Source organism: Pokkaliibacter plantistimulans (assembly GCF_003194385.1).
Lineage (GTDB): Bacteria > Pseudomonadota > Gammaproteobacteria > Pseudomonadales > Balneatricaceae > Pokkaliibacter > Pokkaliibacter plantistimulans.
On the sequence record NZ_LAPT01000001.1, the window covers coordinates 1 to 17,155 of the forward strand.

Genomic DNA, 17,155 nt, shown 5'->3' on the forward strand with positions numbered 1-17,155 from the left:
TCGGCGGCCTCGATAACGTTTATCAACAGCCTGCTAAGGCTAAGATCGATTTAAATAGTGGAGTGTCTTTGGGCTGCAGGGCACCAGAGCACTGCGGCTCTGGTGGTTGCGGTTAATGAAGTTACTACCGTGGGAAATGTTGTTTACAAATCTGATATGCCTGAGGGGTTAAACGATCATCGGATTGCGGTGAATTGCGGATACGCCTTCCATACCGTTCCAATAGTCTTCCCTGCCTGCGCGCCACCCGGTCATCCAGTTAGCCCTTTGGTCTAACTTGGTAAACTGGCATATATCTCTGGATTTGCCAGCAAGACCGGCCTGATAACCGCGTGAAAACATACGGTTGGACGTGTCGCGTTTCTGTCTTTTCATATCCGTGTGACCTCATTTTCAGGTTGACAGCAGGGCGATATGAACATCGCGATGCACAGCGCTTGAACAGCGGTAAAAAGCGCTGTCATCGTTTTTTAGCAGCTTTGTAAAATCGTTGTCGAATAAATATGCGTTATAAAAAGCCTGTCCGTTATGATTTCAGTCGTTGTTTGACCCTGATTGTTCAATAATATCAATCGCTTGAGATGGTTTTTTCAAATTGCTGCCAGATATGTCAGATCACGATTTTTTTTCATAATTGCGCTGCTCAGGCTCTGAGTTGATCAGCCGAAGGGAATATCAAACGGTTTCTTGGTGACGACGCCTTCGTCCAGTATCATTGTCAGTCCGGCGTGAACCGCCGAAGTGGGTCGCGATAATCCGCTGTAGAAGCCAGTTTGCCAATCTGCGATCCGCATCTGTTTTCATCTGTACTCTGGATACGAGTCTTTACATGTCAGAACACAAATACCTTGTTACCTGTCCGAAAGGGCTGGAGTTGCTGCTTGAGAATGAGTTATTGGAGCTGGGCGGCACCTCAGTCAAACAGACCGTCGCCGGGGTGTTCTGTCACGGAGAGATTGAGCTGGGATATCGCATCTGCCTGTGGTCTCGTCTGGCCAACCGTGTGCTGTTGATTCTTAATGAATGGGATGCAAGCAGTGCCGATGAACTGTATCAGGGTGTCAAATCTGTCAACTGGATGGAGCATATGGCAGCTGATGGGACGCTGGCCGTTGATTTCAACGGTCGTGCAGAAGATATCCGTCATAGCCATTTTGGTGCACTAAAAGTGAAGGATGCCATTGTCGATCAGTTACGTGATCTGACAGGCAAGCGCCCTAGCGTTGATGCGCAGGCACCTGATCTGCGTGTGTCCGCCAGTTTGTTCAAACATCGTGCAACAGTATCTATCGACCTTTCCGGAGATAGCCTCCATCGCCGTGGCTATCGGCAGGAAAGTGGCGCTGCGCCGTTAAAAGAGAACCTTGCCGCTGCCATCCTGATGCGTTCCGGATGGTCTGAGCTGGGTCAGAAAGGCAGTCGTTTAATCGATCCGATGTGTGGCTCTGGCACCCTATTGGTAGAAGCGGCATTGATGGCTCTGGACATTGCCCCCGGCCTCGCACGCTGGCGATATGGCTTCAATAACTGGAAGCAACATCAGGCCGCGTTGTGGCAGCAGCTGCGGAAAGAGGCTACCGAGCGTAAGGAAGCAGGACTGCTGCGGGGCTGTGCAGAAATTCGTGGTTACGATGAGGACCCGCGAGTGATTAACGTGGCCGAGGCCAATATTGCCCGTGCTGGTTTGGAGAAGTGGGTACGTGTCTCCGTGCGTGAAGTGGGGCAACTGGTCAAGCCTAGCCATGTCAGTGACGATCTTCCTGGGCTGTTAGTCTGCAACCCCCCGTACGGTGAGCGTCTCAGTGATGTTCCTGTGCTGGTACATCTCTATCGTTCACTTGGCGACCGCCTGATCGATCAGTTTAAAGGGTGGTATGCGGGCGTATTCACCGGCAATCCCGATCTCTGCAAACAGATGCGGTTGCGTTCAACCAAGCAATACAAGTTTTTCAATGGTGCGATTCCTTGTGAACTCGTGCTGTTTGACATATCTGAACCTTATATTTTTACCTCCCCATCTAAAGCCAAAGTAGAGACGTCAGCTGCAGCGGTCGAGGACCTTTCCGAAGGCGCAGCGATGTTTGCTAACCGGGTTCGCAAGAACCTCAAGGCGATGAGCAAATGGGTTGAGCGCAACAAGATTGATGCGTATCGCCTCTATGATGCCGATATGCCCGAGTATGCGGTGGCGGTGGATGTGTATCGTGACTGGTTACACGTGCAGGAATATGCGCCGCCCAAGTCAGTAGATGCGAAAAAGGCACAACGACGCCTGGAGGAGGTGATAACGGCGCTGCCTGTGGTTACCGGTGTTGCTCCGGAGCGGATTGTTCTCAAGCAGCGTCAGCGCCAGTCTGGTACGAATCAATATCAGCGCCTTGGGCAACAAGGTGAGTTGCTGGAGGTGATTGAATCAGGCTGCAAGTTGTTGGTGAACTTGCACGATTATCTGGATACCGGGCTGTTTCTTGACCACCGGCCAACGCGTACGCAGCTGCAGTCGATCAGTAAAGGTAAGCGATTCCTGAATCTGTTCTGCTATACCGCCACTGCCACTGTGCATGCTGCGAAGGGCGGTGCGCGCTCCACGACCAGTGTGGACATGTCCAAAACCTATCTGGAGTGGGGCAGAAAAAACATGGCACTGAATGGTTTTGGTGAGCGCTTCCATCACTTTATTCAGGATGACTGTTTTAACTGGCTGAAGCAGTGCAAGGATCAGTTTGATGTCATCTTCATGGATCCACCGTCCTTTTCTAACTCCAAGCGTATGCTCGATGTGCTGGATGTCCAGCGTGATCATGTACGGCTGATTCGTGAAGCTGTGCGATTGCTGTCTGATGATGGGGTGTTGCTGTTCTCCAATAATCTGCGGACTTTCAAGATGGATTATGAGTCACTGGCGAATCTGCAGATCAAAGATGTTACCAAGGCGTCACTGGACCCGGATTTTGCTCGCAATGAGAAAATTCACCAGTGTTTTGAAATCAGAAAAGCGCACTAGTTGGGCGCTCCTGGCATCCAGCCATTGAATTATCCTCTTACATGATTTGATAGCATCTGCAGTAGCAGATGCTATCGCAAATATATCTCCTGCCTATGTCTTCTATACCTGTACGCTCAGAGCGTTCAGATACCTGCCTGATTATTCTAGCCACGTTTTGAGCGTCATCTTGCCGTCTTGGCTGAAACTGTCTGATTCACAGACGCTTTTACCGTATCACAGCAGAAAGTGTCGACACATTTGCTGTCTGCTATCTCTTTAATCGCTCCGATTACCATCTTGGCTCAGCCTAAAAAATCTATAGGCTATTAGCAGACTTCAGGTTTTATAGGGTTTTGGCTTAACTTTGATCCTGCTGACGCGCAAAGTGTAAGCAGATGCTACTTTCGTTTAATGTCGACAATTTGACCTTTTCAGCAGTTGACCCCAAAAATTCAGGAGTATAGAGTTGCCGGACTGAACATTGTCGACAATCTGAGAATGTGTATGGCGAAGATTATCGAGCTTGAGCCTATAAAGATTGAAGCCCGCACCCTGGCAGATCGCGTATCTGAACAAATTGCGACGGCTATCGTCAAAGGTGAGCTACCACCGGGATACAAGATTAGCGAGCCTGAGCTGGCCCGGCAGTACGGTATCAGTCGTGGTCCGTTACGAGAGGCCATTCGCCGTCTTGAAGGTTTGCGCTTGTTGGTGCGTATACCGCATATCGGTGCCAGAGTGGTGTCATTGTCGACAAAAGAGTTGCTGGAAATCTATTACATCCGTGAAGCAATGGAAGGAATGGCGGCTCGCCTTGCTGCCGAGAACATGACGGACGCTGAAATCGCCAGCCTGAGGCAGCTGATTGAGCATCACGAGACCAGCCCCGATCTGCTGGAGAATCGGTCCTACTTTCAGAAGGAAGGCGATCTGGACTTCCATTATCGTATCGTTCAGGGCAGTAAAAACACCAAGCTGATTGAGTTGCTCGGTGGTGAGCTTTATCACCTGGTGCGTATGTATCGCTATCAGTTCAGTGCCGCCAGTAACCGGCCACGGCAGGCCTTGTTTGAGCATCGCAACATTGTTGAAGCCATAGCTCAGCGTGATGGTGAGCTGGCTGAGATTCTGATGCGTCGTCATGTCAGCAATTCAAGAAAGAATGTTGAGCAGCGCTTGCAAGAGCAGCAGCTGCAAGAGTCCCAGTAATAACAATGATCTTCAGTAACTACCCACAGCGGGAAGGTCAACAACAGGTAGGACAAAGATGAGCAATTCCAGTACATCCAGATTGTCTGCCGGTCAGCGTTTTCGTGCTGCACTGGAGAACAACAAGCCTTTACAAATTGTCGGCACCATCAATGCCTATTGCGCCATGATGGCTGAGCGCGTAGGCCATCAGGCGGTCTATTTGTCTGGTGGTGGTGTGGCAAATGCTTCTTACGGTCTGCCTGATCTGGGTATGACATCCATGAATGATGTGCTGGAAGACGTCAGGCGTATTACTGCTGCTGTGCAGACACCGCTAATGGTCGACATCGATACCGGTTGGGGGGGGGCGTTCAATATTTCCCGCACCATCAAGGAAATGGAACGTGCCGGTGCCGCCGCCGTTCATATCGAGGATCAGGTAGCACAAAAACGCTGTGGTCATCGTCCTAACAAGGAAATTGTCAGCCAGGAAGAGATGGTAGACCGGATCAAGGCAGCGGTGGATGCTCGCCAGGATGACAGCTTCTTTATCATGGCGAGAACGGATGCCTTCCAGAAAGATGGCTTGAATGCTGCGATCGACAGGGCACGAGCCTGTCTGGAGGCCGGTGCTGATGGCATTTTCGCTGAGGCGGTACACACGCTGGAAGACTATCGAGCCTTCTCCGATGGATTAGGTGGTGCCCACTTGCTCGCCAACATTACTGAGTTTGGCGCAACGCCTCTGTTCAACAAGGACGAGCTGGCAGCGCATGGTGCCACCATGGTGCTCTATCCGTTATCCGCATTCCGGGCAATGAATCTGGCGGCGCTGAAGGTGTATCAGAATCTTCTGGAGAAAGGGGATCAGAAGGATGTCGTTGATCTGATGCAGACCCGGATGGAACTGTACGACTTTCTCAACTATCACAGTTTCGAGCAGAAGCTCGATGCGCTCTTTGCCCAGGGTAAAAATAAGTAGATCGATATAACAACAACTAATGCATCTGCGGGGCTGCTCTGCAGCAGCCCGGATGTCCTCACAGCCGGCCGAGACCGGACATGATGATAAGGAGAAACTCCATGGCTGAAGCGAAACAACTGAGTGGGGCTGGCTTGCGTGGTCAGGTGGCGGGTGATACTGCCTTGTGCACCGTCGGCAAGACGGGGGCGGGCTTGACCTATCGTGGTTACGACATGGCTGAGCTGGCTGATAAGGCAGAGTTTGAAGAGGTCGCCTACTTACTGTTGTACGGCAAACTGCCCAACCGGGCCGAGTTATCCGCGTATAAAAGTAAGCTGAAAAGCCTGCGTGCATTGCCCGCAGCATTAAAGTCGGTGCTTGAGTTGATTCCCGCTGATGCACATCCTATGGATGTCATGCGTACAGGCTGCTCGATGCTGGGCAACCTGGAGACAGAACATGACTTCTCCGGACAGCATGATAGTGTTGATCGCATGCTGGCCGTATTTCCCTCGATAATCAATTACTGGTACCGCTTCAGTCATGAGGGTATCCGTATCGAAACAGCGACCGACGATGACTCTATTGCCGCTCACTTCCTGCACTTGTTACATGGTAAGAAGCCTTCGGAGCTGCATGTCAAAGTCATGCACGCATCGCTGATTCTTTATGCAGAGCATGAATTCAATGCCTCTACCTTTGCAGCGAGAGTCTGTGCGTCGACCCTGTCCGATATACATTCCTGTATCACTGCGGCTATTGGCACGTTGCGTGGCCCATTGCATGGTGGTGCCAACGAAGCTGCGATGGAAATGATTCAGGACTGGGCCTCCCCAGATCAGGCGGAACAGGCGCTGCTCGGTAAACTGGAACGAAAAGAGAAGGTGATGGGTTTTGGTCATGCCATCTATCGTGAGAGTGATCCACGCAACGCAATCATCAAAAAATGGTCCGGGCAATTGGCAGAAGAGGTGGGGGACAAGGTGTTGTATCCAGTCTCTGTGCGCTGCGAAGAAGTGATGTGGCGTGAGAAAAAGCTATTCTGTAATGCCGATTTTTTCCATGCTTCGGCTTACCACTTCATGGGTATTCCAACCAAGCTCTTCACTCCTATTTTCGTATGTTCGCGTCTGACGGGGTGGGCTGCACATGTGATGGAACAGCGTGCCAACAATCGTATTATTCGGCCCAGTGCAAACTATACGGGCCCAGAAGCAGAAGCATGGGTAGATATTGATAAGCGCGATTAACGCGCTGAACCTCAGGTTTACTACAGAATGGCAGGCATAGAATCCTGCCATATTTACATTTGTCAGGTGCGCTCGTGCATCTGGTGTGCAGTTAGCCGTATGCGGACGCTTTGAACCTCATAGGCATACACGGAGAGTAGCTATAGGGGAGACAGGGATATACAGAAAGAGACAAGAAAACCCGCATGCGGCGGGCTTTACAAGGGATTTTGTAGACAGATATAGACAGGGATAAACAGTAGTCTGGTCGGAGAAACAGGATTCGAACCTGCGACCCCTGCCTCCCGAAGGCAGTGCTCTACCAAGCTGAGCTACTCTCCGATCTGATACCAAGAAGTGATGATCTGCCCAAGTATATTCATCCGCTCTTGCATTGCAAGATAACCTGTTGTTTGAAAAAGTGTTTGTTTGACTTTTTCCGTTACTTGAAGGATAGCCATAAGTCTGGTCATTTTAAGGGGTAGGGTTACCTAAGGTGATCCGGGATATTACCGTCAAAAGGCGTCGCAGGATGCATTACGCCAATGGCTCTTATTGCCTGAGTGTCCATCAGGTTCCTATAAGAGTTGGGTCAGAATACGGGATGTTCTGTCACTCTGACGTCATTCTTCCAATCAACTCTTCCTAAGCGCGATCTGAAGGTGGTTGTCCCTACTTTGTTGTGTCTAATATGGTTTTAACGGTTTTCTGAGTAGTTTTTCAATTAGTGAACAGCTGTTCTGAGCCGCTTCCGAAACTAGAAAGAAAAGGTGGTTAGTGTGCGACGTAACAAGAAGATTCAGCATTTTGTAGAAATCGCTACCATGCTAACTGAAGAAGGTGTACTGACTCTCCATGCGTCTCTGGTTATTGCTTATCTGATGGAGCATGAACAGGCGCTGATGAGGGAAATGATCGCTCATACAGACTTGTCCCGTCGCGGACTGGAGAAGATTCTGGCCAACCTCGCCAGTAAAGGACTCGCTGAAAAAGTTCAGATAGAGGAAACCATTCCCGAGGGTAATACTTCAGGAAGGGGAGACAGGATTGCTTGGCGTTTGAGCAGTACTTTCAAAGGTCAGCTGGGATATCGAATAAATCTGATGAAGTAGTCAGTCACATCATGGCTCGGTGTGAGTCACCACGGGGCGTACCGGGGTTTACAGGCACGGGACAGGCTGTATAGTAGCCCCGGCAAACGACGCTACCGGAGAGGTTTGAAGACGTGACGGCGAGAGGCGACGAAACAGAAAAAGGCCAGACTAAGCAAGGTTTTCTGGCACTGGTATCCAGGCTTTGCTTTGGTGATGAAGCATGTCCTGTACGCTTTATGTACAAGACGGTTCCCGCGCATTTGAATGACACCGGCTGGCGCATGTACTCGGGTTACGAGGACGAAGAAATGCTGCATGACGCCGATGCTATGGTGGTCTACCCCATTGATGCCCTGTGTTCTCGGGATGAGTCACTTGCCGATCTGCTGGAATATAACGCAGGAACAGTCTGGGAGCGGGCTCCTGGCAGTGACTGGCAGCGTGTGCATGACTACAAAATTCCCAGCGATCATGTCGAAGTTTGGATTTCTAACGATATCGTCGAGGCTGCCAGTAAGCTTGCAGATGAAGATGAATCGAAGCCTGTTGCCTGACTTGACTGTAAAGAGCATGAAGGTGCTTCCTGACAGTTTCTAGCCTGCGCTGAATGAATGTGTCAGCGAAATGTGAACCCAGCTCCTGCTGGGTTTGCTGTTTTTATATCCAGTAAAATTTGTGATTTACTAAAAGATGTGTATATTTGTCCAGTAGTTGGAGGTCAGATATGCAACAGACTCAATTGCCATCAATGGAAGTCCCTCAAGGTCTGGTCATGGTAAAACGTGCCAGAAAGTCATCAATGCGCCCAGCTGGTATCTGGAGCCTTAAGCCAGCCCAGTTGATGTTGCCTGTTTTTAGCAGCGTGGGTGTGGACGAAGAGTCAGGGGAAGAGGAGCAGAGCTTCGACTTGTCTGGCTATCTGAAAAGAGACCGCCATGATTTCGTCTATGAAGCCTTTGAGCGTTGCTTGCCATCTGGCATCGGCTACGGTGATGTACTGATACTGAACGGCCGCATGCAGGCTCAGAGAGGGGATCTCGTGCTAGTTCACTTTGAGGATGACGTCAGCCTCAAACGACTGGAGTATGAAGAGGGGCGACCCTGGCTGTGGGTAGATGATCCGGAATCTGTGGGGACGCCGATTGAGGATGGTCAGTCATTCCAGATTCTGGGTGTCGTGACGCGCGTGATACATGCTCTTAAGTAGTTGCTGGTTGTGTTGTCAGTGATAGTGCGAACCCTGGCTGAACAGGGCTCGCAACCGTTAGCCTTAGCAGGCTGTTGAAAATCTATCTGCGTTGCCGAATACCGCGTCAAAAACAGGCTCAAAATGCTCATTTAGCTCACTAAACTCCGCTTTTTCGCCTGTTTCTTGTGCCCTCGGGGTATTTCCTTGTCTCGGCGGCCTCGATAACGTTTTTCAACAACCTGTTAGAACGATGAGCTAACGACTACTGCGTCACATATTTGGATAGTTGGGGCCGCCTGAACCTTCTGGTGGCACCCAGTCGATGTTCTGCGATGGATCCTTGATGTCACACGTCTTGCAGTGCACGCAGTTCTGAGCGTTGATCTGCAGGCGCTTCCCTCCATCATCTTGCTCAACGACCTCATACACCCCTGCAGGGCAGTATCGCTGTGCTGGTTCTGCAAAACGCGGCAGGTTGATGCTGATGGGGATGGCTGGGTCTTTCAGGCGCAAGTGGCAAGGCTGATCTTCTTCGTGATTGGTATTGGACAGAAAGACCGATGACAATTTGTCGAAACTCAGTTTGCCGTCAGGCTTGGGGTAGCTGATGGGAGTGAATTCGGCAGCTGGCTTTAGCTGGGCGTAGTCTTCGGTTTCATCTTTCAGTGTCAGCGGGATTTTTCCGTTGAAAATGTTCTGATCGATAAAGTTGAAAGCGCCACCCAGATAGGTGCCGAATTTATGCAGTGCGGGTCCGAAGTTGCGTGCGCGATAGAGTTCATCGTAAACCCAGCTGGCCTTGAAGTTCTCGGTATATTCGGTCAGCTCGCGGCTTCCTTCATCACCCTGTGCCAGTGCTGTAAATAACGTCTCAGCGGCGACCATGCCGGATTTCATGGCTGTATGTACGCCCTTGATTTTGGCGAAGTTCAACGTGCCTGCATCACAGCCTACCAGCAGCCCACCCGGGAAGGTCATTTTCGGCAAACTATTGAAGCCACCTTTGGTAATGGCACGGGCACCATAGGCTACCCGCTTACCACCTTCCAGATGCTTACTCAGGATAGGGTGATGCTTGCAGCGCTGAAACTCATCAAAGGGGCTCAGGTAGGGGTTGCTGTAGCTGAGGTCCGTAATCAGACCGACAACCACCTGATTGTTTTCCAGGTGATAGAGGAAGGAGCCTCCTGCTGCTCCATTTTCCTCCAGTGGCCAGCCTGCTGTGTGGACAACCAGGCCTGGCCGGCTCTTGGCAGGGTCGATATCCCATAATTCTTTGATACCGATGCCATAGTGTTGAGGCGTTGCGTCACGATCCAGAGCGAACTGCTTGATCAAGCGTTTGCCCAGATGCCCTCGACAGCCTTCGGCAAAGACGGTGTATTTGGCGCGTAGCTCCATGCCAGGCATGTAGCCATCTTTCTCCGTGCCGTCAGCAGCGATGCCCATATCACCTGTAATGATGCCTTTGACGACGCCGTCTTCAATGATGAGCTCCTGCGCAGCAAAGCCCGGGAAGATTTCCACGCCCAGTTCTTCCGCCTGGGTCGCCAGCCAACGGGTGAGGTTGCCAAGGCTGATGATGTAATTGCCATGGTTGGTCATGGTGCTGGGTATGACGGCATGTGGTGTCTTTACCGATTTCTCTGCATCGCGGAGAAAGTAGACTTCATCATCACTAACGGGGGTGGTAAGTGGAGCGCCTTTGGCTTGCCAGTCGGGGAAGAGTTCATTCAGTGCTCTGGGTTCAAGCACTGCGCCAGAGAGAATATGGGCACCGACTTCTGAGCCTTTCTCTACCAGACATACACTCAGAGTCTGCTCTTTCTCATTGGCTAACTGCATCAGGCGGCATGCAGTTGAGAGCCCAGAGGGCCCAGCACCAATGATGACAACATCAAACTCCATTGATTCACGTTCCACGGTTCACCCTCCGGTTCTTTTTATTCATTGCTCGTGACTGATGTAGCTTGTGCAGCTTATGCGCCGCACACTTTTAAAGTTTGCCCGAGACTACCTTCCGCACCCTGAGCAGGCAATAACATAATGGTGCGAGGCTTCTGACAAAATCGTTTAAAAAACAGTGCTTAGATGCTCTGGACAGCGCTGTAGCTGGTATCGCTGTATTTCTCATACAGACTAGTACTCGCCATCTATAGCTGACGTTATGCGTCAGATCGGCATGCGCTGCTGTTTGCCTTAGCCAGCAGCATTGGTTCAGTTGCCTCTCAGCAGTCAGGCAAGTCTGTCGCAATAGCGCCGTATCGCTGTCAAGTAATCTTTTAGGCTGCCTTGCTATAATAAAAAGCAGGGTCACCTTTCCAGGTATTCCGCTCTTACGGAGGCTTCAACGGGTCGTAAGGTCAAGTACTTTTACATCAATTTTATTCAAGAAAAGTGCTTGACTTCTGTATTTATCCACCACAAAAGCGGGTGTGTTAATTTCTGATCACTTTGAAGAGTATATTCAACTCTCAGTCGCCAAGTGTTGCAAGAAATTGCTGTCTAAGCTATTTGGTTTTCTAAATATCTGATTTATATAGGCTTAAAAACTGATCAAAAAATGATCAGTTTGTTGGTGCTGCCATGAACTCGGGCTTTAAATGACGTATTCATAACTCTTTCCACAAGGTTATCCACATTATCTTTGGATAACCTGCTGCAGCCTAGAGTTCATGGGCCTTGAGCCTGGGTCAGGTTAGTTTCTGCTTTTCTTTGTCTAGTCCTGAAATAGGTCTACACCTGATCAGATAGGTCGGTCGACCATGCAGCGCCCGATGCACCACATTGGGCGTTTTGTTTTCAGGGCCATATGCAGCCGTTCCATATAGTAAATCTGCACAGCCTCATCAATCATATTCCTCGCCTGCTACAGATGGTCAGGGCTATGCAGCAAGAGCTCGGACTTGAGAATGCCTTACCGCTCCTTGCTTATAGGTGAGTTCGCCTTTTCGATCTGATCAACGAGCGCTAATTTAAAAGCCAGTGAGTAGTCTCGTTGACTGCGCTTCACACCCTGTACCATCGAATTCTCCGTCAAGGCGGGATGGAAGGTGTAAGCCTTATTCAGGACGGGATACGGAAATAAAAAAGGCCGATGACAGGACCGGCCAAAGGGAATCACACGCAGACATGCCAAACCTGTTTGCGAGTGAAGTCGTTCATTGATGGCGTGAGGCGTGAGTTGCTCACGTCGTGAGCTGCGAGTTAACGCCAGTTCTCCAGAATATCGACCAGCACACTGAGGAAGGTGTTGGTCTGATAGCCATCCAGCGCGCGGTGATCTATGGTCAGAGTTACGTAACACATAGGGCGGATCACCATGGTGTCGACACCGTCCACTTCTTTGACCACCACCCGTTTCTGCATCTTGCCAATACCGAGAATCGCCGTTTGTGGCTGATTGATGATGATCGGCGTGGCGACCAGCGAACCGCTGACACCATGGTTGGAAATGGTAAAGGTGCCACCTTTCATGTCTGCCGGTTTCAGGCTGCCCTCGTAGGCGGCCTGGGTCAGCTGCTGCAGACGCCGGGCAATCCCCAGCAGGTTCAGATCCTGTGCCTGCCGGATAACCGGCACCACCAGACCGTCATTACCCAGTGCCGTACCGACGCCGATATTACAGTCATGGAACAGTTCCAGCCCGTGAGGGTGAAACTGGCTGTTGACCTCGGGCACCTGCTGCAACGCCTTGACGGCCGCGGCGACAAAGTAGGGGGTGAAGCTCAGCTTGACGTCCTGTCGGGCAAACTCGTCTTTATTGGCGGCGCGGTGACGCTGAATCGCTGTCATGTCCAGCTCGAAAATACTGGTGACGTGCGGTGCGGTATGTAACAGGCTGTCGACCATATGTTCCGCGATGCGTTTGCGCATTGGTGTATGCGGGCGCAGGCTGGAGGCATTGCCGGTCGCGGCAGGCTGCTCCAGCGCAGCATGGGTTGCCGTGCTCTGTGGTGCCGTTTGCTGAACGGGCTGAGTCAGGGCAGGCATGGTCTGCTGCGGTGTGCTGGCGGCTGCAGACGGCTTAGTCTGTGCGCTGCTCAGGTAGTTCAGTACGTCACTCTTGGTGATCCGCCCCCCTTTGCCGGAACCGGACAGCTGATGCAGATCGAGCTGGTGCTGCTTGGCCAGCCTGCGCACGGCCGGGCTGAGCAGCGGGGGGCGGGTCGACGGCTCCACTGCGCTGGCGGCCAGCGTATCTGCCGCAGCGGGTTGTGCTGTCGTCGGCGCTTGTGCAGCGAAGTCGTCCGCGTGCTGATCACTGAGAATGGCCAGAATGCTTTCCATGGTGACTTCTGCACCGGCATCCAGCAGTAGCTGATCCACAAAACCGTCAGCGGGTGAAGCGACTTCCATGGTGACCTTGTCGGTCTCCAGCTCCACCAGTGGCTGATCTTTCTGCACTTTTTCACCGGGACGCACCAGCCAGTTGAGCAGGGTGGCCGCGGTGCCTTCCAGCTGACCGGCAGGCAGCCTGACGTTAATCATCGAGCCCATCTCACACCTCCACCAGCTGCTGGATGGCAGCGCAAATCATTTCGGGAGTTGGCACCACGGCATTGAGCAACGCCGGATGATGGGGGCTGGGAATGTCTGGCATGGTCAGGCGTCTGACCGGCGCATCCAGATCGAAGAAACAGTCGTTGGCCAGCGTCGCGGCGATTTCAGCGCCGAACCCGGCGGTGAAGTTGTCTTCATGGACGATCAGGCAGCGGCCGGTCTTTTTCACCGATGTCAGCACGGCTTCTTTATCCCAGGGGGACAGGGTGCGCAGGTCCAGTACCTCGACGCTGACGCCACTCATTTCGGCGGCTTTCAGGCAGCGAGGCACCATGCCACCCCAGGTGACCAGTGTCAGCCGCTCGCCCTGCAGCAGGGTGGCGGCCTTGCCAAAGGGAATGACGTACTGATCGCCGGGGTAAGGGCGACGGGCGGAAACATCGTCGAGCAGGTTGCGATGCTCGAAGAAAATGGTCGGGTTGTTATCACGCAGGGCAAAGCGCAGCAGGCCCACCGCATCCGCCGCGTTAGATGGCATGGCCACCTGCCAGCCGATGGCATGGGTCCACTTCACTTCCGCCGTCTGGCTGTGCCAGGGGTCGCCGCACTTGAAGAAGCCGCCGGGAATGCGCACCACCATGGGGGCGGCAAAGCGGTTGTTGGTCCGCCAGCGCAGGGTGCCGCAATCGTTCAGTTGTTCTTCAGCCGGGTCGGCGTATTTGCGGAACTGGATTTCCGGCACCGGCAGCAGTCCCGCCTGAGCCATGCCGAGCGCACGACCGATGATGCCTTCTTCCGACAGGCTGGTATCAAACACCCGATCCTTGCCGTACTTGTCCTGCAGGCCGAGTGTGACTGCATGCACGCCGCCTTTGGGGCCGACATCTTCACCAAACACCACCATGCGTGGATTGACGGACAGCTCGCTGTCCAGTGTGCGGCGAATGGCGGTCACCATATTGATGCGCTGACCTTCTACCGCTGCAATGGTGCTGGCGGCCGGATAACTCAGCTGGAATGGCGCAACACCTCCCTGACGTTGCACTTCGGGGATGCCCTGACTGTCGACTTCAGCGAAGACGTGACGGGTAATCTGGGCAGCCGATGGTTGCGGACGAGCACGCGCAGCGCTCAGGGCTGCCGCCACGTCGGCCTGAGCCTGCTGTTCCAGCTTCTGCCAGTCAGCCTCGGAGAGTGTGTCCGGCACCAGAAAATGTTTGAGTTTGGGCAGGGGGTCGCGGGCCTGTTCAGCTTCGATGCGGGCTTCGCTTTTATAGCTCTGGGTATCCTGCGCAGAGTGCCCGCACAGACGAGGCACGGTCAGGCGGATCAGCGCCGGGGAATGGCCTTCACGTACCCAGTTGACGGCTGACTCAATCAGCTCAGCGGCGCCTTGGGGGTCAGTGCCATCGCCGGAGAAAATACGCAGCTGTTTGAAGGATGCCAGATTGGCTGCGATGTCGGCACCGGGAGTCTGATAGTCGGAGGTAGTGGAGATGCCATAGCCGTTGTCTTCGATGTAGAACAGCATTGGCAGTTTCTGCGTGGTGGCGATGGTCAGGGCTGACCAGAAACCGTTGGTGGCGCAGGAGGCTTCTCCGCCGTGCGCTACGCCAATGCTGCCCTTATAGCGTGAGTCCTTGAGCACAGCCACATGGTAGCGCAGCGCCTGAGCCCAGCCAGCAATGGGCGTGTACTGGGCGCCAACGCCACCGCTCATGGGCAGTCCGCAGGGGCCATCGAGATTGGGGAAGTTATGTACCACGCCAATATCACGACCATCGCTGTAGCCACCGGCTTTCATCAGCGGACCACCAAGGGCGTCTTCTAGGCTCAGGCCCAGCGACAGCATCAGCGGGCGGGAACGGTAATAGCCGCTGACCGCATCGCGGGGGTGTTTGAGCAGCTGGCCAAGAATGATCTGGCTGAGGTCGTGACCACGGGCGGAGAACTGGTACAGCACTTCTTTGGCCGGTACCAGCGTCCCTTCTTCAAGATCATCCAGTGCCCGGGATACCAGTAGCTGATAAGCCACCTGATACCAGTCGATGTGGGCCTGCGGGTGGAGGTCGGACGCAGCCACGCGGGCAGCATTGGATCGCGACATGGGATAACTCCTGCTCATCAAGCACCTCGTGGGCCGGGGTGCTGCTGTTGTTCTTATAAAGGCGTCGTCTATCCAGGCAGGGCGAGGGTGAACGCTAAAGTGTTACGTAAATCCTGCCTTATGTGCGAAAAATTGTATTATGTTGCGGTAGAAATGTGCTTGCTTTTGTAGAGCCGTTGGCGGATAAAACGAAAGGATTTTTGACCGGTCCGTCATTTAAAGAAAAATAATTTAGCGTTGTTGGAATCTCGTCATGTTTGATTCGTATGACCGCCATATTCTGAATCTGTTACAGGAAGATGGCCGTATTACCAACCTGGAGTTAGCTGAACGTGTCGGCTTGTCTTCCGCTGCTGCCTGGCGCAGGGTAAAAGCGCTCGAAGAGGCAGGCGTCATCCGCAAATACACGGCCTTACTGGATGCCAACAAGATTGCTCGTGGTTTGCGGGCGATGCTCTCCGTGTCTCTGGTGCGTCACATGCCTGAGTGTAAACAGGCCTTTGAGGATGCCGTCCGTTCCTATCCTGAAGTGCTGCAGTGCTTTGCGGTGACCGGCAGTGCGGACTTCATGCTGCTGGTCGCGGTGGAAGACATGACGGTCTACGACGCCTTCCTCAACGAAAAGATTTTTACACTGGAAGGGGTGGGGCAGGCACATACCCATTTCGCCCTGCGTGAGATCAAGAACGATACGGTGTTCGCGCTGGACGCCCGTCGGCAGGCGGGTGAGAAGTGATGCTGGCTGCCAGCAGGGGGGACTATGGGCATCAAACAGATAGGTGAAACGATCATTGCGCCACGGCACAGGGCAAGCTGCCATTGTGGCGCCGTGGTGCTTGAGCTGGAACTGCCGGACGGCATCGAGCGGCCGATACGCTGCGATTGCTCCCTCTGCCGCCGCAAAGGCGCCATCATGGGGGCTATCCCCGTCAGTCGGCTGCATGTGCTGCAGGGGCAGGAGGTATTGCGCCTGTATCAGTTCCACAGTCACACCGCGAAGCACTATTTCTGCTCTGTCTGCGGTGTGTATACCCATCATCAGCGACGTTCTGATCCGAACGAGTGTGGTTTCAATATTGGCTGTCTGGAAGGTGTTAACCCTTTCGAGCTGGGAGAGGTACCGGTCGCCAACGGGACTCATCATCCTTCCGACCGTTAAGGGTTGACAGAGTGCGCTCACAACGCCATGGGCGACAGGGATGATGTCGCAAATGGCGATTTAACTCGCCAGCAGGCGTGTTACTCTGCTGCACTGTTTCCCTCTGAATACCACGGATCCATGGAGCCCATCATGAGCCTCAAGGTGTTTTACAGCGCCCTGGCGATTGCCCTGACCTTTATTGCATACCTGCCTTATATCCGCTCCATCCACGATGGCCGCACCAAACCCCATGTATTCAGCTGGATCATCTGGGGGGTGACCACACTGGTGGTGGGGGTGGCGCAGTGGGTCGATAACGGTGGTGCGGGCTCATGGCCGATTGTGATTTCCGGCCTGTTGACCCTTTATGTCGCTGTTCTGGCCTTTACCAAACGCGGTGATTTTTCGGTCAGCCGCAGTGACTGGGTGTATTTCTGGCTGGCGATGTCATCGCTGCCGCTGTGGTATCTCACCGCTGACCCGTTAATTGCGGTCATCATCCTGACGGTGGTGGAGATCTTTGGCTTCATGCCTTCCTTCCGCAAGGCCTACCTGCTGCCCCATGAAGAACGCCTGAGCTTTTTCATGATTCTGGCGATTCGCAACGGCATCTCGTTACTGGCTCTGGAACATTACTCACTGGTGACGATCCTGTTCCCGCTGGTGTCTGGCGGGCTCTGTGTGGCATTTTTTGCGCTGGTGGTAATGCGACGGCGCGAGCTTTCCATGCCGTAGGCACATACAAAACAGC

General features: G+C 53.1%; 14 protein-coding genes, 1 tRNA gene and 1 pseudogene. 10 read left to right on the forward strand and 6 right to left on the reverse strand.

Annotation, left to right across the window (positions count from 1 at the left end):
- Positions 1-168: 168 nt before the first annotated feature.
- Entirely contained in the window at positions 169-375 is a 207-nt protein-coding gene (rmf, locus tag WH50_RS00005) for a ribosome modulation factor (RefSeq protein WP_104154138.1), read from the reverse strand.
- Positions 376-829: 454 nt separating this feature from the next.
- On the opposite strand from rmf, the gene rlmKL reads away from it, so the two are divergent.
- The 4 genes from rlmKL (at position 830) to prpC (ending at position 6,391) form a co-directional block, all read left to right on the forward strand.
- On the forward strand, positions 830-3,004 hold the full coding sequence (gene rlmKL, locus WH50_RS00010; protein WP_110185481.1) for a bifunctional 23S rRNA (guanine(2069)-N(7))-methyltransferase RlmK/23S rRNA (guanine(2445)-N(2))-methyltransferase RlmL: 2,175 nt from the start codon (positions 830-832) through the stop codon (positions 3,002-3,004).
- 486 nt (positions 3,005-3,490) lie between these two features.
- Entirely contained in the window at positions 3,491-4,195 is a 705-nt protein-coding gene (locus WH50_RS00015; RefSeq protein ID WP_110185482.1) for a GntR family transcriptional regulator, read from the forward strand.
- 58 nt (positions 4,196-4,253) lie between these two features.
- A complete protein-coding gene (gene prpB / locus WH50_RS00020) occupies positions 4,254-5,159 on the forward strand; it encodes a methylisocitrate lyase (protein ID WP_110185483.1) in 906 nt (301 codons plus the stop codon).
- A gap of 101 nt (positions 5,160-5,260) precedes the next feature.
- Positions 5,261-6,391 carry a bifunctional 2-methylcitrate synthase/citrate synthase gene (gene prpC, locus WH50_RS00025; protein WP_110185484.1) on the forward strand — a complete coding sequence of 377 codons (1,131 nt, stop codon included), beginning with the start codon at positions 5,261-5,263 and terminating at the stop codon, positions 6,389-6,391.
- A gap of 244 nt (positions 6,392-6,635) precedes the next feature.
- Here the strand turns inward: prpC and WH50_RS00030 are convergent.
- Positions 6,636-6,712 (reverse strand) — tRNA-Pro (locus WH50_RS00030).
- A 437-nt stretch (positions 6,713-7,149) separates the two neighbouring features.
- On the opposite strand from WH50_RS00030, the gene WH50_RS00035 reads away from it, so the two are divergent.
- The 3 genes from WH50_RS00035 (at position 7,150) to WH50_RS00045 (ending at position 8,671) form a co-directional block, all read left to right on the forward strand.
- Positions 7,150-7,482 (forward strand): hypothetical protein, encoded by a 333-nt coding sequence (locus WH50_RS00035; protein WP_104154133.1) that lies wholly within the window; start codon positions 7,150-7,152, stop codon positions 7,480-7,482.
- 113 nt (positions 7,483-7,595) lie between these two features.
- Complete coding sequence (locus tag WH50_RS00040) at positions 7,596-8,018, forward strand: immunity protein Imm33 domain-containing protein (protein ID WP_110185485.1); 423 nt, start codon at positions 7,596-7,598, stop codon at positions 8,016-8,018.
- 170 nt (positions 8,019-8,188) lie between these two features.
- Positions 8,189-8,671: a LexA family protein gene (locus WH50_RS00045; protein WP_133251206.1), complete on the forward strand. Its 483-nt coding sequence runs from the start codon at positions 8,189-8,191 to the stop codon at positions 8,669-8,671.
- 252 nt (positions 8,672-8,923) lie between these two features.
- Here WH50_RS00045 and WH50_RS00050 read toward each other — a convergent pair whose 3' ends face one another.
- The 4 genes and pseudogenes from WH50_RS00050 to WH50_RS00060 form a co-directional block, all read right to left on the reverse strand.
- On the reverse strand, positions 8,924-10,561 hold the full coding sequence (locus WH50_RS00050) for an electron transfer flavoprotein-ubiquinone oxidoreductase (RefSeq protein WP_207780113.1): 1,638 nt from the start codon (positions 10,559-10,561) through the stop codon (positions 8,924-8,926).
- Between the two features lie 863 nt (positions 10,562-11,424).
- Positions 11,425-11,570: pseudogene (locus WH50_RS26780) on the reverse strand (integrase core domain-containing protein); the annotation flags it as partial.
- Positions 11,571-11,860: 290 nt separating this feature from the next.
- A complete protein-coding gene (locus WH50_RS00055; RefSeq protein WP_110185488.1) occupies positions 11,861-13,153 on the reverse strand; it encodes a dihydrolipoamide acetyltransferase family protein in 1,293 nt (430 codons plus the stop codon).
- Position 13,154: 1 nt separating this feature from the next.
- Positions 13,155-15,263 carry a transketolase C-terminal domain-containing protein gene (locus WH50_RS00060; RefSeq protein ID WP_110185489.1) on the reverse strand — a complete coding sequence of 703 codons (2,109 nt, stop codon included), beginning with the start codon at positions 15,261-15,263 and terminating at the stop codon, positions 13,155-13,157.
- Between the two features lie 253 nt (positions 15,264-15,516).
- Here WH50_RS00060 and WH50_RS00065 point away from each other — a divergent pair, with 253 nt between their 5' ends.
- The 3 genes from WH50_RS00065 to WH50_RS00075 all read left to right on the forward strand — a co-directional run bounded on the left by WH50_RS00065 (position 15,517) and on the right by WH50_RS00075 (position 17,139).
- Positions 15,517-15,999: an Lrp/AsnC family transcriptional regulator gene (locus tag WH50_RS00065; protein WP_104156954.1), complete on the forward strand. Its 483-nt coding sequence runs from the start codon at positions 15,517-15,519 to the stop codon at positions 15,997-15,999.
- 24 nt (positions 16,000-16,023) lie between these two features.
- The gene (locus tag WH50_RS00070) at positions 16,024-16,422 is read left to right on the forward strand and encodes a GFA family protein (RefSeq protein ID WP_104156953.1); all 399 of its coding nucleotides are present in this window, start codon (positions 16,024-16,026) and stop codon (positions 16,420-16,422) included.
- Between the two features lie 132 nt (positions 16,423-16,554).
- Entirely contained in the window at positions 16,555-17,139 is a 585-nt protein-coding gene (locus WH50_RS00075) for a hypothetical protein (RefSeq protein WP_207780106.1), read from the forward strand.
- The last annotated feature ends 16 nt before the right edge of the window (positions 17,140-17,155 follow it).